Origin of the sequence: Aeromonas sp. 2HA2 (assembly GCF_029237345.1) — a bacterium.
Lineage (GTDB): Bacteria > Pseudomonadota > Gammaproteobacteria > Enterobacterales > Aeromonadaceae > Aeromonas > Aeromonas salmonicida.
The window spans coordinates 636,638-656,715 of sequence record NZ_JAACGB010000001.1 but is presented as its reverse complement, the minus strand read 5'-3'; the positions used below and the strand labels follow the sequence as shown (position 1 = coordinate 656,715).

The following is a 20,078-nucleotide window of genomic DNA, read 5'->3' as shown; positions in this document are numbered from 1 at the left end:
GGCTTTTTCATTTTTCAGCAGGCACTCATGTCAGATCCCCCGTCGCCCCACCATGTTGGCGGGCACTACCCAGGCATCGAACTCCTGCGCCGTGAGGTGGCCGGAGGCAATGGCGGCTTCCCGCAGGCTGAGCCCCTCACTGTGGGCCCGCTTGGCTATCTCGGCCGCCTTGTCGTAACCGATGTGAGGGTTGAGTGCCGTGACCAGCATCAGGGAGCCGGCCAGCAGCTCGTCTATGCGGGCCCGGTTGGGTGTGATGCCGGTGGCACAGTGATCGTGGAAGCTCTGCATGCCGTCGGCCAGCAGACGCACACTCTGTAAAAAGTTATGGGCAATCAGTGGGCGGAAGACGTTCAGCTCGAAGTTGCCGCTGGCGCCGCCTATGTTGATCGCCACGTCGTTGCCCATCACCTGGGCACACAGCATGGTGAGCGCCTCGCACTGGGTCGGGTTGACCTTGCCGGGCATGATGGAGGATCCGGGTTCATTTTCCGGAATGAGCAGCTCACCGAGCCCGCTGCGGGGGCCGCTGGCCAGCCAGCGCACGTCGTTGGCGATCTTCATGAGCGACGCGGCCAGCGTCTTGAGGGCGCCGTGAGCATGAACCAGGGCATCGCTGCTCGCCAGCGCCTCGAATTTGTTGGGGGCGCTCACCAGCGGCAGGCCCGTCTGCTCTGCCAGGGTGGCCGCCACGTCATCGGCAAAACCGGGTGGCGTGTTCAGGCCGGTGCCGACGGCCGTGCCCCCCAGTGCCAGCTCGCAAAGATGGGGCAGGGCGGCTCGAATGTGGCGCTCCCCCTGTTCCAGCTGGGCAACCCAACCGGAGAACTCCTGCCCTAGGGTGAGCGGAGTGGCATCCTGCAAGTGGGTGCGGCCAATCTTGACGATGTCGTCGAAGGCGTGGGCCTTGCGGGCCAGCGTCGCGCTCAGGGTGATCAGGGCGGGCAGCAGTTGCAAGGTAATGGCAGTGACGGCCGCCAGGTTCATGGCGCTCGGGAAGACATCATTGCTCGACTGGCTGAGGTTGACCTGATCGTTGGGATGGACGAGACAGCCCTGCCCCCGCGGACCGCTGAGCAGTTCGCTGGCCCGGTTGGCCAGTACCTCGTTGACATTCATGTTGGTCTGGGTGCCCGAGCCTGTCTGCCAGACGCGCAGTGGAAACTCTTCCTCATGCAGGCCGCACAGGACTTCATCGGCGGCGCTCATGATGGCCTGGGCCGTGCGGGCGGGCAGCAACCCCTTGGCGTGATTGACCCGGGCGCAAGCAGACTTGATGCGGGCCAGGGCGCAGATGAGCTCGGCGGGTTGGCGTTCCCCCGAGATGTCGAAGTGGAGCAGGGAGCGCTGGGTCTGGGCGCCCCACAGCCGTTCGGCTGGCACCTCTATCTCCCCGAAGCTGTCGTGTTCGATCCGTATCGTCATCGCATACTCCCGTCTAACAAAACAAGGGGCGAGGGAAGATCCCTTGCCCCTTATAGCATGGCAAACCGTCGGTAAGGTCGTTCAGAACAGTTTTTAACATTATCAATAATTGATTTTGGTCGATGTTACATGCAAGTGATATGGTTTAAAACCACTCGACTTAAATGTGTTCTATGAGTTGCTGAAAACATTTTATTTTTCTTTTAAAAAATTAACTGCTCATTAATAAATATGTTTACTGTAATTATTTAGGAATTTTCCTACAGCATCAATAGTATTGTCTTATACTAAATGTGGTGCTGGAAGTAGTATTATTCCGGCCGGTTAATTTGGGGGCTGTATGAAAAATAATTTAAATATTCTAATCGTAGATGATCACCCAGCAGTTAGATTGGCAGTGAAATACGTATTAAATGCAGCAGGCTATAGCGATGTAATACAAGCATCGAGTGGAATAGAAGCAATTAATGAGAGCAATAAAATTAATTTTGATGTAATTATTTTGGACTTGGATCTACCCCATATTGATGGGTTAGAGGTAGTTAAACGAATTAGAAGAACTAATCCTGCAGTACGAATTTTAGTATTGTCTGCGATGGTTACCGATGTGTATGTTATGCGCTGCTATACTGCTGGTGTGAACGGATTTATGGAGAAAAATGAAGACATTGAGAATCTTCCATCAGTAGTGACAAATATTATGAAAGGATTTACTTATTTCCCTACCGTGTTCGGTGATGAGGCACTAAAGCGTCGAGCAAATATGGGGACTGGTTTGATATCTTGCCTGAGCGATCGTGAATTGACTGTATTTAACAGCTTGGCGATAGGGAAAACAAACTTGGAAATAGCTAACGAGCTATTTTTGAGTAATAAAACGGTGAGCACTTACAAAACCAGGATTTTTCAAAAGTTGGGTGTTTCCAATATAGCTGAGCTTATTGATATATCTAAGCAAGTTGAAGGGTAAATAGCAATGAAATGGTTCAGCATGTTATTTGCTTTATGTGCCTCGATGCCTGGATTTTCTGTAGAACAACTGGAATTGGTTGGCCGTGCGCTAACGGTAAACGATCCTGTATTTATTTCTCCATCCGAAAATGAGTGGCTAGCCAGGAATAGAGTATTGAATGTAGGCGTCATTTTTCCTTCATATGAACCATTTGAGGTGACATCCGCAACGGGTGATTTTGAGGGGATCTCTGCTGATATATTAAATTTCATCGGCGATGAACTGAAAACAAAAATAGTTATTAAGGCATACAACGATAACATCAGTGCGAAAAATGCTATGCAAGCTGGTGATATTGACATGTTAAGTGTCGGTAGTTGGTTTTCCATTGAAGATAGCAACTTGATTGGTTCTTTCAGTGAACCTTTTTTAAAGAGCAAGCTGGTTTTTTCTACACTAAAAGAACGAGTGGATAAATATAAACTAATCCCAGATGGCACAAGAGTTGCTGCTCCAAAAGGAATAGTTGATGATGAAATTTTCAACCTTATATATCCGAATGCTGCTCTTGTCGAATATTCATCACCACTAGCTGCTATGGATGCAGTTTATTTTGGCCATGCAGATATACTGCTGAGCGATATATATTCCACACATTATCTGAGTGGGGAGCGCTTTGGTGACTTTGTTTTTATTGGTCACGCCAGACACGAATCAAGGGACTTTGGTTTTTTCATATCAGAGCGAGCTCCTCAGCTACTGTCACTAGTTAATAAAAGCATTTTAAATCTGCAGGACTATGGCCGTGGTCCAATAGTATCTAGATGGCGAGGTGCAATTACAGAGGTCTTGTCAGCCAATGATATACTGTCACAGTCGGAGCTAAACTGGATCGGTGAGAGAAAATCGGTAATTGTTGGTATTAATAAGAATAACGTGCCTTACACATTTATCGGGCATGAAGGAAAACCAGTTGGCATAGCCAGTGATGTACTTGATATTATCTCTGGTTTGAGTGGACTTGATTTTGAGATAAAAACTTATGACTCAGATGATGAAGTAAAAAATGCAGTGATGTCTGGTGATGCTGATTTAATGGCGGCGTATCAAAATAAAGTGATGGAGCCATCTCTTACTTCTACTATAAATTATAATCGCGATGACATTATTGCTCTTACATCGGATAGGATGTCCATAGATAACGGTGGACGATTTATTGGCAAAAAAATTGCTGTTTCTGAGGGGATTTCCAACTACAGTACCTTCAAGCTGCGCTATCCAAATACAGAAATAATATTTGTATCTAATGGTGTGGATACGCTTAACTTATTATCTGAAGGTAAGGTCAATGGTGCGGTGACCTCGCTATATCAAGCAAAGTATTTTCTATCATCAAATAGCATTGCTGACCAATATCTATTTCTGGAGCGAGTCAGTGAAAACCCGCTAGAATTTTCTTTTGCACTGCGCTCATCAGATGTGCAGTTATTGAAAGTCATAAACAAGGTAATTAAAGCAATACCGCCAAGTGATTTATCTCGGATATCTTATAATTGGCGAAATAATCCATTGCCCCATCTCACTCTGTGGGAGAGATATTCATCTGAACTAACAGGTATATTTTTCTTGTTGGTCTCTGCGTTGATAGTTTACTTTATGCGAAGTTATTACTTGTATAAAGAGCTACAACATAAAAAAGAACTGGAAGGGAAGTTACTCGATGAGTTATATTTTAATAAGACGCTGTTAGCTGGACTTCCTATGCCAATATCCGTGCGAGACGAACACGGTAAACTTATTTTTTGTAATAATTTTTATCTTTCAGCTTTGAGTGTTAAACAAGAGGATGTACTTGGTAAAAGTATATCTGAATCATTCTCTAGCAGAATCGATGATACCGACCGTATTGATGAAATATATAATGATGTGCTTTCATCCGGAATTCAGTCCGTCAGAGATTTATCCATAAAAATGGATGGTGGGGCTATTGAAATATATCAATGGGTGATTCCATTTCGGGATGTCAATAACAATATCAAGGGCATTGTCTGTGGTTCGATTGATGTGACAGAAAGAAAATTGTTACAAGTTCAATTGGAAGTAGAGAAAGAAAAAGCCGAACAAGCAAATTTAGCCAAGAGTAACTTTTTAGCTGTGATGAGCCATGAGCTCAGAACTCCAATGAATGCCATTATTGGATTTATTGAGTTATCATTACAAAAAGCAAAAAATGGTGAGACTGATACCGATTCATTGCATCGTGCATCAGAAGCTGCCGATGCGTTGTTGGATCTTATTGGCGGAATTCTTGATATATCGAGTATTGAGGCAATGCAGTTCACCATAAATAACAAAAGCACTTGCTTGAATAAGCTAGTGAACTCTACGGTAGGATTACTACAGACGGTTGCTTCAACTCAAAATAATAAACTATTATATTCTTCAGGGGTGAGTGATGTGAGTTTTATCCTTACTGACCCAGTCAGGCTCAGGCAAGTGATATATAATGTTGTTGGTAATGCTTTAAAGTTTACTAAAAATGGAGTGATTGACGTTAATCTCCATCAAATAGATAAAGAATTTATTATAACTATAACTGATAATGGTATTGGAATTCCAAAGGATAAGCTGGGGGATGTATTTCAGCCCTTTAGTCAGGCACACAATAACTATCACTCAGGCTATAGTGGTAGTGGATTGGGTTTGAGTATTGTTAGACAAATATGTCAAATAATGGGGGGGCAAGTTGAACTGAATAGTAAAGAAGGGGTTGGTACATGTGTTGTCATCACACTTCCCTTCATCTTGTGTCAAGATGAGTTACCCCATGTTGCAATCTCTCATGTTTCCCCTGAGATTAATGCCGAGATAAATGCAGAGCGATATATATTAGTCGTTGATGATCATGTTGCAAATCGTATTTTGATGAAAAAACAACTGGAGTATATAGGGTATCACGTAGTGACCGCGTGCGATGGTGTAGAAGCATTAGCCATTTACAATAATGAGAAAGTAGATCTGATCATCACAGATTGCCAAATGCCAAATATGAACGGATACTCCCTGGCTCGTGCAATAAGACAACAGGAAATGCTATTAAATAAAACACCAATTGGAATATATGGGTTGACCGCAAGTGCCATGCAGGAGGACTTTGATCGATGTATTGAAGCTGGTATGGATGATTGTTTATTTAAGCCATTCAAGTTGACTGTGATGGCAGCACAAATAAATAAATATTTTGATTCAATACCTTTGATAAACATTACCAATGTCAAAGAAAATCCATCAGATTGGAAAGTTGCATTATATGATCAATTTATGGAGTGCAATATAAAAGATCTGGAAAGTATAACTGGTTGTATCAATAATAGTGATTATGAAGGTGTACTGCATTATATTCACCGATTGAAAGGATCATGTCAAATGATTGGTGGGGATAATATTGTGGCATTATGCAAAATGATAGAGGATGAATATAGGAATAGTGGTGTATTCAGAGCTGACTTGATGAAGGAAATAGAAATAAAAATAAACGCTATGCCTACCGGTCTCAGTTAATTAGGTTGTTCACTTTTTTCTGTAAAAACTAGCTTGTATTTTATCTCACTATACATTTTTAGATGGTGGGCCACTACAGGCATGTATTTAAGTCGGTTCATCTGCAGTGTGATGATATGGCTGTATCATAAGTTGCGCCAAAAATTATTATTATGATAGCTAATCTGTTTTCTGTGTTAGTTGGCGTATGGCCACTATTAGAGTCTGTAAATGAAAAATTAGACGTATATGTGGGAAATCCTTCCTAATGAGATCGTCAGGTCCATACAGCAGGCTATTCAATAAGGTTTGGCCTACGAGTTTATAGCCTTGTTCCTACATACCTAAGGTGGATGCGCTTGGTATCTTATCGGTCAAGAAATCAGCGCTGCTTACATATACATATATCAGCCTTTTTATGGATTTCTTATAAAGCCGATGTCAAAACAATTTACAACACAGGAAGTATCTAAATGAAAAAAACTATGCTGGTTCTGGCCCTTGCCTTCTCCGCTTCTGCCATGGCTGCCAACCCTGTAGCGAACATCGTATGGTCTGGTTTTGTCCCAGGCTCTGTAGCTGGTGACGACCTGATCATCACCGGTCTGGCTGGTCAGGCCATTGAGAATGGTCAACTGATCGTTGCTACCGATGGCTCCTTCACCTCTACTGCCGTAACTGTTGAAGCACATGACTACGACTCTGTAACTGGTACCGGTGATCTGGCTGATGCCAACTGGACCCTGAGCAACGCCCAGGTGAGCTACTCAGGTACCTCCGACGTTGGCACTTTGGTTGTTAGCTCTAATGCTACCCCTTGGGCTATTGGTGAGATCGTAAATGGTGAATCCACCCTGAACCTGACTGTTGCCCAGGCTGATGCGGTTGATGTCGGTGCAGGTGGTTCCGTGCAGGCGCAAATCACCATCGTTGCTGAAAAAGTCTAAGTTTTTAGTTTAGTTAGTCACTATACTTAGCGACAGAACTGAAATATTTGAGCGCCTATTTATTTCTAGGCGCTCTTTTTATATAGAGAAGCCAGGAGGCATTGTGCGCATAGCAATCATTACGCTAGGTATTTTGTTGTTACCATCAATGTCCATTGCGGCGCCAATATCCAGACAAATCGATATCTCTACCGAGATAGATAAAAATAAATTCTCGGTAGGCGAGTTTATGGACGTTAGATTCGTCCCTGATTCATTGGTTGCTGTTTTTGATCGTGATGCGGGATTTTTCAGGGAACTGACCACAAATATGTCGGTTATCACTAGCCTGCCGACATCTGAAGCCAACAGTGGCTTCTCGGTGTTTCTCAATGAAAACAGCATCACCTGTTTTGATGAAAATAACACAGCAGTCACATTAACCCCTGCCCCTGATACGGATGTTTACGGCTTTGCAAAGTTGCGCATCGATGGTATCAGCCTCCCTATAGGAAGTAGTGTGTCTATTCCAGAGTTCAATATTATCAATGATGGTTTTTTTGAAGGGTATTACCCCGTCAATATCAGTTTTTCGGCATTATCGGCATCCCACCTTGATGCAGGAAAATGCTCAGGAAATATTTCTGTTCGGGTTGAGTTTAATATATGAAAAATATTAACAATGTAGCGCTTGTGATCCTCATGACATTGTCATGCCCCATCATGGCTGAAACCGACATGCCAGAAGAGTTTTCTGAGCTTTTTGAGTTTAAAGAGCGCTCGGTCTCTATTAAAGATATTAATGGCACTGGAAAAACCAGCCTGATTTTAAGTGTAAATTACGACACTATCCGGCTGCCAAAAGATCAGGGCATGGCTGTTGTTCAGTTACAACGTTATTTCAAGCGAAATAACGTCTCACAGGCCATGTCCGAACGGATTTTGCTATCTCTGAAAAAGGGTGTCAAGAACACCGAGAGCTGCCACGGCTATATCAGTGAATGTGTGGTGACGCCGGTTGATTATGAGTTTTATTACGATTATGACAATGCGTTGTTAGCCTTGTTTGTCAATGGTGCTGAGCTGGATAAGCCAACCGCAGATGTTGAGTATGCAAACGCCCTCAATCAACATGGCGCCTTGGTGAATCATGTCGATATATACTCTAGCGCATACCATGATTCATCATCTTATGCAATTAATAACAAGTCGATACAAGGCTTACCCTACGGTCATCTGACATCAGACTTTACTGTCAGCAATTCACTCAATAAATTTTATGAGCTCTCGTATGATCTCTCTTTTGCCGGTGATAAGCGTATTTATCTCGGCCAGTTTGATAATGGCGTCTCATTTAACTCAACCAACATCGTCAGCCCTACCCGATTCATCAAGCAGACATCGTTCAATTTTGGTTCGACGAGTAACCTTGTTATAAATAATGAACAAAGTTATGAACGGTTATTCTTTTTCTCGCCAGCACCTGGTGAGTTGAGGGTGCTGCGCGATGGGCGAATTATAAAACAGCTGCCGATTTCTGAAGGGCAAGGTACGCTCTCATACAGCGATCTACCACCTGGACGTTATGATATCGAGCTCGAAGTGCTGGTAGCGGGTAATGTTTTCTCATCTGAAAAAAAGACAATCTACAATGATGTGACCAATATGCCAAGAGTCGGTTATGGCGATTATGTGCTTGCAGCTGGGCAGTTGAATGAATCTCGCGAGTTATTTTCAGCGCAGTTCGATGAGCTAGAAGGAACGACGCAGCAGTTGCAGAGTGAGGCATCTCGTTTCGATGATGTTGCTTTTGCCAGTGCCTTATATTCCAGACGGGTCACTGATTCATGGTTTGTTGCTGCAGGGGGACTCGGCGCCGACAGTGATGGTATGGCTGTGCTGGGTTCACAATGGTATCTCCCCTTCAAAGGCACTCTGAATAGCAGCGTGTCAATGTATCATCCCGGTTCGCTGGCATTTGATGCACAGCTCGCGGTAAATTATTTTTCGATCCAGTATGAAAAACTGCAGCATAAAGATAGTGGTGATACGCTGGCTGCCTATCTCATGGGTGAGTTTGACTATCAGAAAATATCTGGGAATGTATTTTACAGCTTTGATAATGGCTTGAATAGTTATTATACCTACACCAATGGTGACTATTATATTCCGGAAAGTGGCAAGTTATACACCGAATATAATGTATCCACCATTGGTCTTGGTTATACCTTGCCATTAAATGCGAGGGTAGATCTCACCCTGGATTATGATCATGTCGGCAAGAGCCACGCTACATTTATCACGGTCCAGATTCCGATCAGTAGCAGTTGGGAAGCAAAATTCAGTACCAATGATAGCTCTGTTGGTGGCAGAGAATATCGTGCCAGTGTGCTAAAAAATGATCTCATTGATAGGGCTAATACGAGTAGTTCGCTTGAGCTGTCTTCGGCATATTCAGATTCCAGTCGGGACGTTATCAATGAGATGTATGGCACAGCATCAACCAATGAGACCGCATTTCGCGGCAGTGCCAACGTGTATGCAAACAATGATGGTAATCATGGTATATCGGGAAGTTTGTCCAGCAGCCAGATTGTCTCAAGCAATGGCGTGGCGTTCACCAGCCAGCGTGCAGATGCCTACACCATCATTGATGCTGATATACAAGAGATGATTGTTTCAGACAGTGAGCCTTATGGTTTTGTCACGCTGCGCAAGAATGAGATATTGGAAAACAAGACATTCATCTATGAAAACAATCAGAGCATGCCCATCAGTGCGTATGATAGCTACAATATAAATATTGATACCGAGAGTGTCTCTCTTTATAACAGTGGTGATCAGGGATTTGATGGTTTCACTTATCCAGGCAGTGCGGTAGTGATTAAACCCAGGTTGAAACCGGTCGTCACCTTTGTCAGCTCGTTTTCTGATGTCTTTGATGACCCTATCGATGAGGTGTTATGCAAGGGGTTTGGTTGTATTGATGTGACTAAGGTAATGGATGGCGTGTTTCGTGTAACGCTAGTTGAAGGAAGCGACTTTGCATTGTATGCAGGGGGCGCTCGCTGCCTGGTACCGAGCGACTATGAAGATGCCGAGTTGATGAATTTTGGTAATAATTATTGTTTGCCGGATGCAAAGCCTCGTTCAATCGTCACTGTCACCAAGCAGGATGCCTTGGCACAATCAGAGCTTTATTATGTTGGCACTTTTGATGACACCAATCTGGTTAACGACTACATCAAGCGACTAGTCTCACTCGATGGCGCTATCTATCAACGAAAAGTGGGCTCCGATATCGCACTATATCTGCTAATGGACAATGAAAAATCATTGACCTTGTCCAAGGCACAGCAATTGGTGATTGATAGCATGCAGCTGTATGCCCGTGAGAATCACAGTCTGGATACGATTAATCAACCTGTGGCAATGCGTGAACATAGTAAGGAATTACAGCATGATTAAGAAAATTTATTTTATCGTTGGTCTGATGGGCAACAGCGCTGCCCATGCATTGACTGTTGATACCATGTTTCTTGTGTCTGATGCGAGTGGTAATGGTGTCGTTACCTTGACAAATGACTTTGACAAGACGAGTTTTATCAAGACATCCATCAGTGAAATTAACACTGATAGCCGGGGTGAGATAACGCGAAATAAATATACAAAAGAGAACATTCAGCAATGGCGTGTGATGACAACCAATCCAAAACTGATTCTCGAACCTGGCCGAGCAAAAGATGTTGGCATTCGATCACTCTGCTATAAGGTGAAGTGTGAAAGTGACAAGGATATGACCTTCAGCGTGGTATTTGAACCTGCCCCCTATCTGAAAAAGGGCGAGGAACAAGATAATGCTGTGCAAGTGAACTATGGCTACTCGGTTATTTATGTTGTTCCTGCCAAAACCAGTGAAATGAAATACAGTATTACCCGCAAGGGCCGGTCACTCGAGATCCTGAATCAGGGTAATACCATGCTCACTTTTGTGATCGATCGCTGCAAGTCAGATAATGTGGCTAATTGTCGAACGCAGGAGCGCGTTATCTCTGGACGATTTAAAAAGTTTGAATTGCCAGAGTATATGCAATCGTTGACGCTGGAAGCGTCGATTTACAATCATGATGAAAGCTATAAGCGTCAGGTTGTATTGACACCGGAAGCCAAGATATGATTTGGAAATACATTATTACAGCCTTGTTATGTTTACCAATGTCATTGGCCAACGCTTTTAGTTTAAATGGGAAGATTGCCAACGGCAGACTGACCTGGGATAACCTTGTGTTATCTCATGGAGAAAATACACTGAGTACTTGGGCTCCCATCAATGGGTTGACACCGACAGAAAAATGGCGCCCAGGGTTTATGGCCTCACCTCAGTCAAGCCCAGAAATTACTATTACCAATGGCGGCAACAGTGTGAAATTCGCATTGTCACTCACTGGCATCGAGTATAATACTGGCAGCAATTCTATTGCAGATGTCACACCCAGTCCACCCGCGACACGGTGTGCTGACCAAGGGGTGGCTGGCAATGTGATCTATTTGATTGGGCAATTCAATTGTAGCTATGATCAGTTGATAAATAATGGTTCCTCAAAAACACCATTCTTTTTTTTACGACCACTGTTTAATGTTGATAGTAGTGCTGTTCTCGCCGGTTTTGCGGGTAAACCAGAGGGGTTATACACAGGCGTCATACCCATGTCCACTCGCTATTTTTATTATACTGCGAGTGGTGCTCTGACATATCGAGATATCCGTCAATCGTTTTCTGTGCAGATTCACTTCAAGCCAGCCTATATCAGCTCGGTTAGCGTGATTGGCAGCGGGATTCTGGTGCCAACGTACGATAAGGTGGCTAAAACGGTGTCGGCAACAACGACGTTTGACGTCAACGCGACAGGGTACTTCGATAAAGGGATAAAGATGATGCTGCTGCCTGACAGTTATCGCCTCACTCATCCGACATCGAGTAAAAATATCCCGTACAGCATCAAGTGCACTGGTGCTGCATGCTCAGCTTCCTCATTGGTGGCTGCGGGGACACTCAACACGGCAAACTCCATATTGAGTGCTGGCACAGATAAATCCAGAGTGGATTTTAAGCTGGAAATATCATACGAAAATATCGCTGCCGCTAATATTGAAAGTGGCCGTTATACAGATAGTTTCTTGGTTTTATTCGAAACTGATTTTTAATGTATTACTTTTGTATTAGGGGTTGAAATGAATAGGTATCGAATTTACTCAACGCTGATATGTGCGTTATTGAGTGGTTGCGGCGGTGGTGGTGGTGATGGTGAGAGTGACAATTCTGCTCAGCCAACACCGCCAGCGACGACATATGCAGTATCTGCCAATGATACAATTCATGCGTTTAAGGTTAATGATATAGCCTCCGTGGATTTAAAACCATTTACGGCGTCTTCAGATGGTGGCGCTGTACACCTTAAATCCCTTGAAGTATTAGGTGGGGATAGTGTTTGCCACGACGCGGTGAAGGATAAAAATGGTTTCTCATTAAAATCTGATAATGCTGCATCTTGTGTGTTCAAGTATACCGTTGCGAATGAGCAGGGCGGTACCAACAGTGCCGTCAGCCGTACTGTTGTTCGCGCCGTTTCAGAAGAGCCAATGGCCTACAGTGTGCAGTTGACACCACTGAGTCTCACACTGTCAGAAAATACCACGGGTTCAGTGGATGTTTCTAATGGTGGATTGACGTTAACTGATAATATTATTGTGTTGGGCTCAGGTACTGCGGTCGCTGACGTATTAAACAATACGATTTCGTACGACGCTCAAGAGTCTGGAATTACCCGTATTTTGTATGAGATGGAAGATAGTGCAGGGGCTGTCTCTCTTGGTAGTGTCGATGTTGCTGTTTCACAGGATAGCAATACTGCACCGGTAGCCAATAGTTTTGTTTTCCCGGTATCACCACAAGTCCTGAAACCTGGCCAGGAAGCCTTGATTGATGTAGCAAGCCATATATCTGACCCGGATGTTGGTGATACTGTTCAGTTATATGATGTGCACTCTTTTAATGGTGTCGCACAAATTGCTTTCCCTGCGGATGTGACTAATACCAAAGTAAGATTCAAGTCATATGTGCCTGATGATTATTATATTAGCTACACTGTCACTGACCATAATGGTGGTTTCGCAACCAACATTATAAAAGTATCGGTCGAGGGCTTTTTTACCAGTATTCATTTAGTGTCGGATGAGCTGTATTTCAATGCGCCACTCAGTGCCGAGCAGGCGACTCAGCTTGGCCTCAAGGTCACCAGCTCCCCAGAGACCAATATTCCTGGTAGTAACGGTGTGTATAATGCGGCAGCCTTCAATAATCTGGCGGCAAAAGGGCTCTGTGCGGCTCAAGGTGCTCGGTTGCCCACAGCCGCCGAATTAACAAAACTTCAGACGTCTGGCAAGGCAATCAACTACTGGCCGACCCAGAAGTTTTATTGGAGTTCTAGCCAAGGTACAGCTAGTAGTACCTATCAAGTAGTCAATATCGAGAGTGGTGCTATTGATGGTGCCTTTAGTAGCTCGGATCTTGCTTATGTAACCTGTATCAATCAGCAAGATGCCGTTCTTCCGGGTGGGGTGACTTATGATATGGTACTGCCAGCCACAATGCAGACAAATACTGCCTATACCTTTAGCGTGACATATAAAGAGGCAGACAACATTCTCAAGACCTTCACCGGTGATGTGACATTGACGGGTGTGACGCCTGCCAATGACAGAATTTCGCTCATCTTGCAATCTGCCGGTAAATATAGGCTGTATTCAGGTCCTACAAGGGGTAGCTTTAAACTGAGTTTTCTATTCTCACTGCCAGGGCATCCGTTGGATGGGGTTGTGGTGAATCGAGATTTGAGCATAGAAGCGACCACGACTTCCATCGTCACGCCCCCCCCACCTATACTTCCTGGTGAGGTATGGTATCAGCGAGAGTTTGATTTTTCAGCGAAGAGCGAGTTCTTTTGTGGCTATAGACTTAACAGTAATACAGGGACACCATTTGCCCTCTATGGGTTGGGTTATACTAGCACTGACTTTGCCGGACAGAACTCAAAAGCTCCTTATAATCCAAAGCCGGTCACATTTAAAATTGATAATATCACTAGTATACGGATAACAACTGCCAACACTAACTCGGAGAAAGAAAGGCGTATCTATGCTTTTAATGTGACACACACGGTTAATGGTGTGGCGACAACATCGTACTGCGGTGAGCAGAATAATAGCCTGGCTGTACAGGACCGTGTTTATACTACATATAATTTCCCCGAGGGGAAACGATTAACAGGCATGACGGTGCATTATATTATTGCAGTGTCTCCGACAGCATTAATTGGTGGTTCTATTGGCGCGCTTGGATTTGAAATGACAGATGTTAGTCCATAAGTAACAGCTGTGAAGTTAAAAGGGATGACACTGTGTCATCCCTTTTTTATTGTAAATTTATTAAATTCACATTGCAGTATTAGGCTCGGTCACTCACCGTATTCTAATTCTTGTTAGTCTGGGTGTTGTAGTGCCACCATTTTCTTCCACTATGTTCAACCATGCTTCCTGGTTGCTTTTCAATGAATCACCTTTGATGGTGATTATGGTGCGTTCAGCGTTATTTAATGTGGTTTTATTAAGTGAGATATCATCTTTGGAGAGTTTTTCTTGGTGGTTTTTTAAAGACAGCCATGCGGTCAACTTGACCTGGTTACGATTACCGTTCTCAATCCACCAATAATAGTTATTACGATTCTTTAGCGGTTCTGAACCACTGATAAAAGTAATGCCGTAGGATGGCGTTATATATGCCAGTGAGATAACCATATAGATAAGTCGTCTAGTCGTTTTTATCATACCCGATCACCCATGCTTCTATTTTTTTGTTGTCAACGATGATGTGCTCTTTTTTAACTGTCACGTATTTGTTGTCGGGGCAGATGATCCGCTGATTTATCTGAACCAACTTGCTATCTGAATAACTATCCATTTGACATGTAGATACGGGGACTGTGCCAGAAAAAGTGATGGTTTGACTTACTGGGTGAATGGTGGCGTTTTCATTTGCCATCAAGGCCGTGGCAAGAAGCAGTGCGAGCATGGTGTCTTCCTTATTGTTTGGGATTCACCTATAGCATCGGCTTCATCTGGCTAATGTTGAGCGTGGGGGGATTGTTATGCTGCCAGTTTCAAGTGTTTTTAGGGGGTGCGGTCAGTTGTGGCCTACAAATATTTTGCTAAGCGTTTCTTATGGCTGGGGATAAATTTTGTTTGTAAGAAAGTTCTTTTTTATCTGGGGTAAGGGAAAGAGGGATGGTTTCGCCATCCCTCTTTTGCTTTTCAGGCTGTGATGTGGATGGTCAGGCCACCTTGAACGGCGTCAACGCCGCCAGCGGGGTGGCATCCATGAATTCCTGCACCTCCTCGCCGTGTTTGAAGATCTTGTAGCTCTCGCCGCGGGCGCTCCAGTATTCGAGGGTGTCGCCGCTGCTCTCACCGCTTATCTGCAGCAGGCTGGCTTCGCGCAGGGCCACCACGTATTCGCTCGGATTGATGGCGCAGAACTCCGCCAGACGTTCGTCGCGGGTTTCGCCCATGTGACCGCTGATGCTGGCATCCAGATAATGAGGGTTGATCTGCAACGGGAACAGGCCCAGTGCAGGCAGCACGGCGGCGTTGCACACCGGCATGTCGTTGGTGGTGCGAATGCTGGGGGTTGCCACGTTGCAGCCTGCACTCCAGCCCACATACAGCACGCCCCGCTCGCGCACCGCGCGCTGGATTGGCACGACCAGACCATATTCGTGCAGCAGCTGGTTCAGGCGCCAGGTATTGCCACCGCTGATGAAGATGGCATCAGCCTGATTGATGGCATCCACAGGGTCATCAAACTGATGAATACTGATGGCTTCCACCCCCAGACTCTCGGTGAGATCGCGGGCGCGGGCATCCCAGTCGCTGCGGATCACGGCGTAGGGGATCAGCAGTATGCGTTTGACCTGTTTGCGGGCGAGCAGGGTTTGCACCCTATCCCGGGCCCAACCGAGCAGACCCGGAAATTCGGTGGCTTTACCGTTGCTGAGAAGAAGCAGTTCCATGAAGCGTGTCCTTGATGAGTGAAAGCGGAGGCATCATCGCCAGAGCCTGGCGACAAGAGTCCCCATTCTAGCCTCATTGGTGCCCGTGTTCTGTGATCCCGTCGCCCCACCTTGGCAATGATACCCATTGCTGTGCCCCTTGGCGCTTGCCGTGACCAAGGGCGCTTCACTTTGTTTGAAAACAATCAGGGGGCCCGCGGGCCCCCTGATTATTGATAACACCATCAAGTTAGTCGAGCTTGAAGTCGACCCACACCAGCCGGTGATCCGAGCTGACCCCCTTGGCGATGCCGAGCTTGGCGTCGTACACCAGGTGATAGCCCGGCTCGAAGCTGGCGGGCCAGAACACGCCCGAGGCGACCGCGTTCAGGTTGGCGGAGGGTAGCAGGTGATCGAGCTGCAGGCCGCTGCTGCTGGTGATGCGCTCCGGGGTGGGGCGCTTGTTGTTGCGCTTGCACTGATCCGGCTGGCTGGCTAGGCATTCGGGGCCGCCCTGGCTGACCGGTATGATGGCGCCGTTGGTGACCGCCTGATTGACCAGTACATGGTTGTGCAGATCTTGAATGGCGGTGAGATCCCCGTCGCCAATCTGGGGATCGGCGTTGAGATCCCCGGCGATGACGAACTTGGCGCCCTCGGCCAGGCCGCCGGCCTTGCCCGCGTCATCCACCATGTAGCTGGCGGTCTCCACGTAGTCCTGCCAGAAGGCGACTTCGGCGCGATTGTGCTTGACGTTGTGGCGCGCCGCGTTGCCGAAGATGGGTGGGGTCGGGTGGGAGATGAGGAAGTGGATCACCTCCTCCTTGTCGCCGCGCTTGATGCGCACCGGCACGTCGGCGTGGTTCTTGGAAGAGAGTGGAAACTGCTGCCAGGCGGCGTCGTCATACCAGGCATCACCGCACTGGCGGCCCGCCGGGATCGGCGCCTTGGGGTTGTTGCAGTCGTCGATGACTGGGTTCGATTCGCCGGGCATGTCCTTCCACTTGAAGTGCTGGAAGGTGCGGATCTGCTTGGTATCGATGGGGTACTGGGACATGACGGCGAAGGCGTACTGGCCGTGGTAGTTGCCAAAGCCCCAGGCGTCGTCCGGCCCACTGCCCACCTTGCCATCCAGGTTGAGGTCATGGCCGCTCATCAGGCCTGTGTTGGTGGCGAAGTTTTGCAGCACAGGGTAGCTGATGGCCTGCACCTCGCTGTGCTGGGCGTGGGCCAGGTAGTTGTCGTTGAACGCCTTCAGGTCGGCGGTATTTTCGCCTTTGCCGTCGTTGTCGAATTCGTTGAGCAGGAACACATCCGGCCGAGTGCGCTGCACTATCTCGGCGATATTGCGGATCTGCTGCACGTCCAGGGCTTTGGTCTTCTCTGCGCCGCTCAGGCCGCCGTCAGCGAGGCGAGCCAGCAGGGTGTCCTGCTCGGCGCGGGTCAGGGCCAGCTCGCTGCTCAGCATGCCGGGAGCGGTGCGATCAAAGGAGAGGTTGAAGGTAGCGAAGCGAACCATGGTATCTGGAGTCTCGGAGTCATTGTTGCTGTGACAGCCTGCCATCAATCCGAGGGAAATGGCAGCGGCGAGTAGGGACTTGCTGATTTTTTTCATTGTAATATTCCGTAGCATCAATAAGTTATACCTCATGGCACCAGAGCAGAGGCGCGCCCATTATAGGGATCCCAGCCCCGGGTCGGGCACCGGATGGGTCAAAGTGTGAGTCCATTCACAGAGTAAAATCAGCGGGAGGCGAGATGAGTCGGCAGCAAACGGCCCTGGTGGTCGAGGGGGGCGCCATGCGCGGCATTTTTGCCGCGGGTGTGCTGGATGCCTTTTTGGCACAGGGCAGGACGGCGTTCGATCACTGTATCGGGGTCTCGGCGGGAGCGGTCAATCTGGCGGCTTTTCTGGCCGGTCAGCGCGGACGCAACCACAGCGTCATCACGGACTACTCCTGCCGCCCCGAGTTCATCAGTCTGGCCAGGTTCGTGCGTGGCGGTCACTGGCTCGATCTCGACTGGCTGTGGGAGATCACCATCCGCGAGTGCCGACTCGATCTGGCCCGCTTTGCCGTCAATCCGGTGCCGCTGACAGTGGTGACCACCCGGGTCTCGGACGGTCAGGCCGCCTACCTCAAGGGGAACGCGGCCGAGCTGGAGCAGCAGATCAAGGCCTCCTGTTCTGTGCCGCTGGTCTATCGCGACTTCGTGCGCATCGGCGGGGAAGCCATGACGGATGGCGGGGTAGCCGACTCGATCCCGGTGCGATACGCCTACGAACAGGGGGCGAGGGAGATTACCGTGGTGCTCTCCCGGCCGCTGGGTTATCGCAAGCGGGCGCCACGTCTGCCGGCCCTGCACCGTTATCTGCTGCCTCAGACCCCGGCCCTGGCTCGCGCCAGCCTGGCGCGCCATCGCAGCTACAATGACGCCATCGACTTCATCCGCCAGCCACCGGCGGATTGCCGCATCCGGCTCATCCACCCGCCGGCGGGCTTTCGGGTCGGTCGCATGACCACAGACAAGGGGCGGCTGGAGCAGGGCTACCAAATGGGCTGGCGGGCGGCCCTGGATTATCTGGCGGCCGACCCGGCCCAGCCTTGAATCATCTGGCGGCTCCGCCCGGGGGCGCCACCATGAAAAACCATGGCGATGCCGCTGCGGGTCAGTGATGAATCATTTCGCCCGCCCCCCCGTCTTGATTGCCAAAGCTCACGCCCTGCTCGTCTGCTTAATATGCAGCTGGATAATTGTTTGCGATATTTAAAGCAAAATGGTCAGCATTGACGGCATGAGAAAATATCACTGTTAAGTTGAGCTAAATAATCCACGAGTCAAATTGTGACGGAATAATAAAGCCGATGGGGAACTTTCCTGACTGGTGCTTTTTAATACGCCAAAGTATTCATTAAATCTGTTTTTATTCATATGCATAGAGTGAGTTTGCTTATGCGAAATAGATTGTTAGCGCTGGGTTGAATCTCTTTACATTAATGGCGAATTGATAGCCTGACTTCATCTCGGCTACTGTCCCCTCTCGATTCGTTTGGGTAGCAAACGGATACATCCATAATAACGACAGAGACTGGACGCATTGATAAAGAGTCATCTTTATTGATTTTATCCTGCCTAAAGGAGCCGGAATAATGAGTGGTTTATCTTCCCATCAAATTGCCCGTGAGATATTTGCCGAGTTGTTGCCCTATCGTCGCCGCTTCCCCGATCCCATCCTGGACCGGCACAGCGAAGAGCAGGAGGTGGCGGCCATCCAGATCCCCCGGTTGCAAGCCTTCATCGAGCGGGGTGAGACCATCACCTGCGTCTTGCCCGCTTTTCCCACCAAGTCGCCGAACCCGAACAAGGTACTTGGCACCCTGCCGGACATGGCGGAGCGCCTCTCCCTCAGCTTTCTCAATCACCTCTGCCAGCGCATCCAGCTGCACTACCGGCCCGGCATGCGGATCCTCATCTGCTCGGATGGCCACGTCTTCGGCGATCTGATCCGGGTATCGGACCCGGCCATCGATGCCTATCAGGCCCACATAGAGCAGCTGATCCTGGAGCTGGGGGCGACCCACCTCGGGGTCTTTCACCTGGGGATGGTGGCGGGCATGGCCGAGTTCTGCGCCAGCCGCGACTTCGACACCCTGCGTGAACAGCTGGTCGAGCGTTATGCCGAGCCGCTGGCGCAGATCAGTGAAGAAGTGAAGACCACGGAGGAGGGGGTTCGTCTCTATCGCGCCATGACCCGCTTCCTCTATGAAGACAGCCAGCTGCCGGACACGCCACTCTCCAACACGGCGCTGCAGCGGGATGCCAAGTCGCGCACCCACGGCGTGATCCAGCGCAGCCGCGCCTGGGGCAAGCTGCTGGCGGAGCGCTTCCCCGAGGCCATCCGTCTCTCCATCCACCCCCAGGCCAGCCACAGCCTGAAGATGGGCATTCACATGCTGCCGACCCGGGATGACTGGCTCACCCCTTGGCACGGGGTCGCGGCCAATCTGGATGGCCAGTTCGTGCTGATGAAACGGCGCGACGTGCTGGCTCTGGAGCACGAACTGGTCCATATCCACGGTCGTCCGAGCCACTACCTGATCCATAGCAAGCGGGCCGCTGCCTGAGGAGTTC

General features: G+C 48.0%; 15 protein-coding genes. 10 read left to right on the top strand and 5 right to left on the bottom strand.

The features are described from left to right. Nucleotides 1–30: 30 nt before the first annotated feature. On the bottom strand, nt 31–1,425 hold the full coding sequence (gene fumC, locus GWQ29_RS02995) for a class II fumarate hydratase (RefSeq protein WP_275918730.1): 1,395 nt from the start codon (nt 1,423–1,425) through the stop codon (nt 31–33). Nucleotides 1,426–1,765: 340 nt separating this feature from the next. On the opposite strand from fumC, the gene GWQ29_RS02990 reads away from it, so the two are divergent. From GWQ29_RS02990 to GWQ29_RS02955, 8 genes are all read left to right on the top strand, one after another. Continuing rightward, the gene (locus GWQ29_RS02990; protein WP_131729620.1) at nt 1,766–2,395 is read left to right on the top strand and encodes a response regulator transcription factor; all 630 of its coding nucleotides are present in this window, start codon (nt 1,766–1,768) and stop codon (nt 2,393–2,395) included. A 6-nt stretch (nt 2,396–2,401) separates the two neighbouring features. Next, nucleotides 2,402–5,938 (top strand): transporter substrate-binding domain-containing protein, encoded by a 3,537-nt coding sequence (locus GWQ29_RS02985; protein ID WP_275918729.1) that lies wholly within the window; start codon nt 2,402–2,404, stop codon nt 5,936–5,938. Nucleotides 5,939–6,390: 452 nt separating this feature from the next. Then, nucleotides 6,391–6,864 (top strand): hypothetical protein, encoded by a 474-nt coding sequence (locus GWQ29_RS02980; protein ID WP_275918728.1) that lies wholly within the window; start codon nt 6,391–6,393, stop codon nt 6,862–6,864. A 103-nt stretch (nt 6,865–6,967) separates the two neighbouring features. Beyond that, nucleotides 6,968–7,513, top strand: coding sequence for a hypothetical protein (locus GWQ29_RS02975; protein WP_275918727.1), 546 nt, complete (start codon nt 6,968–6,970; stop codon nt 7,511–7,513). Then, nucleotides 7,510–10,311: a TcfC E-set like domain-containing protein gene (locus tag GWQ29_RS02970; protein WP_275918726.1), complete on the top strand. Its 2,802-nt coding sequence runs from the start codon at nt 7,510–7,512 to the stop codon at nt 10,309–10,311. The genes GWQ29_RS02975 and GWQ29_RS02970 overlap by 4 nt, the downstream gene beginning before the upstream one ends. Continuing rightward, nucleotides 10,304–11,020, top strand: coding sequence for a hypothetical protein (locus GWQ29_RS02965; RefSeq protein ID WP_275918725.1), 717 nt, complete (start codon nt 10,304–10,306; stop codon nt 11,018–11,020). Before GWQ29_RS02970 ends, GWQ29_RS02965 begins: the two co-directional genes overlap by 8 nt. Beyond that, nucleotides 11,017–12,048 (top strand): hypothetical protein, encoded by a 1,032-nt coding sequence (locus tag GWQ29_RS02960; RefSeq protein ID WP_275918724.1) that lies wholly within the window; start codon nt 11,017–11,019, stop codon nt 12,046–12,048. Before GWQ29_RS02965 ends, GWQ29_RS02960 begins: the two co-directional genes overlap by 4 nt. 27 nt (nt 12,049–12,075) lie before the next feature. Further along, nucleotides 12,076–14,268: a hypothetical protein gene (locus GWQ29_RS02955; RefSeq protein WP_275918723.1), complete on the top strand. Its 2,193-nt coding sequence runs from the start codon at nt 12,076–12,078 to the stop codon at nt 14,266–14,268. Between the two features lie 93 nt (nt 14,269–14,361). On the opposite strand, the gene GWQ29_RS02950 is transcribed toward GWQ29_RS02955, so the two are convergent. From GWQ29_RS02950 to GWQ29_RS02935, 4 genes are all read right to left on the bottom strand, one after another. Next, nucleotides 14,362–14,697 carry a hypothetical protein gene (locus GWQ29_RS02950; protein WP_275918722.1) on the bottom strand — a complete coding sequence of 112 codons (336 nt, stop codon included), beginning with the start codon at nt 14,695–14,697 and terminating at the stop codon, nt 14,362–14,364. Nucleotides 14,698–14,710: 13 nt separating this feature from the next. After that, nucleotides 14,711–14,971: a hypothetical protein gene (locus tag GWQ29_RS02945; protein ID WP_275918721.1), complete on the bottom strand. Its 261-nt coding sequence runs from the start codon at nt 14,969–14,971 to the stop codon at nt 14,711–14,713. A 259-nt stretch (nt 14,972–15,230) separates the two neighbouring features. After that, nucleotides 15,231–15,968, bottom strand: coding sequence for a dipeptidase PepE (pepE, locus tag GWQ29_RS02940; RefSeq protein ID WP_275918720.1), 738 nt, complete (start codon nt 15,966–15,968; stop codon nt 15,231–15,233). Nucleotides 15,969–16,197: 229 nt separating this feature from the next. Continuing rightward, on the bottom strand, nt 16,198–17,562 hold the full coding sequence (locus GWQ29_RS02935; protein WP_275918719.1) for an endonuclease/exonuclease/phosphatase family protein: 1,365 nt from the start codon (nt 17,560–17,562) through the stop codon (nt 16,198–16,200). 143 nt (nt 17,563–17,705) lie between these two features. Between GWQ29_RS02935 and GWQ29_RS02930 the strand changes: the two genes are divergently transcribed. Further along, complete coding sequence (locus GWQ29_RS02930) at nt 17,706–18,554, top strand: patatin family protein (RefSeq protein WP_275918718.1); 849 nt, start codon at nt 17,706–17,708, stop codon at nt 18,552–18,554. 542 nt (nt 18,555–19,096) lie between these two features. Next, nucleotides 19,097–20,071 carry an isocyanide synthase family protein gene (locus GWQ29_RS02925; RefSeq protein WP_021138153.1) on the top strand — a complete coding sequence of 325 codons (975 nt, stop codon included), beginning with the start codon at nt 19,097–19,099 and terminating at the stop codon, nt 20,069–20,071. Nucleotides 20,072–20,078: the final 7 nt, after the last annotated feature.

Excerpts from the sequence above, each read along its gene's own strand:
- fumC (WP_275918730.1), bottom strand. The coding sequence starts at position 1,425 with ATGACGATACGGATCGAACACGACAGCTTCGGGGAGATAGAGGTGCCA.
- GWQ29_RS02950 (WP_275918722.1), bottom strand. The coding sequence starts at position 14,697 with ATGGTTATCTCACTGGCATATATAACGCCATCCTACGGCATTACTTTT.
- GWQ29_RS02935 (WP_275918719.1), bottom strand. The coding sequence starts at position 17,562 with ATGAAAAAAATCAGCAAGTCCCTACTCGCCGCTGCCATTTCCCTCGGA.
- GWQ29_RS02970 (WP_275918726.1), top strand. The coding sequence starts at position 7,510 with ATGAAAAATATTAACAATGTAGCGCTTGTGATCCTCATGACATTGTCA.
- GWQ29_RS02965 (WP_275918725.1), top strand. The coding sequence starts at position 10,304 with ATGATTAAGAAAATTTATTTTATCGTTGGTCTGATGGGCAACAGCGCT.
- GWQ29_RS02925 (WP_021138153.1), top strand. The coding sequence starts at position 19,097 with ATGAGTGGTTTATCTTCCCATCAAATTGCCCGTGAGATATTTGCCGAG.
- GWQ29_RS02980 (WP_275918728.1), top strand. The coding sequence starts at position 6,391 with ATGAAAAAAACTATGCTGGTTCTGGCCCTTGCCTTCTCCGCTTCTGCC.
- pepE (WP_275918720.1), bottom strand. The coding sequence starts at position 15,968 with ATGGAACTGCTTCTTCTCAGCAACGGTAAAGCCACCGAATTTCCGGGT.
- GWQ29_RS02960 (WP_275918724.1), top strand. The coding sequence starts at position 11,017 with ATGATTTGGAAATACATTATTACAGCCTTGTTATGTTTACCAATGTCA.
- GWQ29_RS02945 (WP_275918721.1), bottom strand. The coding sequence starts at position 14,971 with ATGCTCGCACTGCTTCTTGCCACGGCCTTGATGGCAAATGAAAACGCC.
- GWQ29_RS02955 (WP_275918723.1), top strand. The coding sequence starts at position 12,076 with ATGAATAGGTATCGAATTTACTCAACGCTGATATGTGCGTTATTGAGT.
- GWQ29_RS02985 (WP_275918729.1), top strand. The coding sequence starts at position 2,402 with ATGAAATGGTTCAGCATGTTATTTGCTTTATGTGCCTCGATGCCTGGA.
- GWQ29_RS02990 (WP_131729620.1), top strand. The coding sequence starts at position 1,766 with ATGAAAAATAATTTAAATATTCTAATCGTAGATGATCACCCAGCAGTT.
- GWQ29_RS02930 (WP_275918718.1), top strand. The coding sequence starts at position 17,706 with ATGAGTCGGCAGCAAACGGCCCTGGTGGTCGAGGGGGGCGCCATGCGC.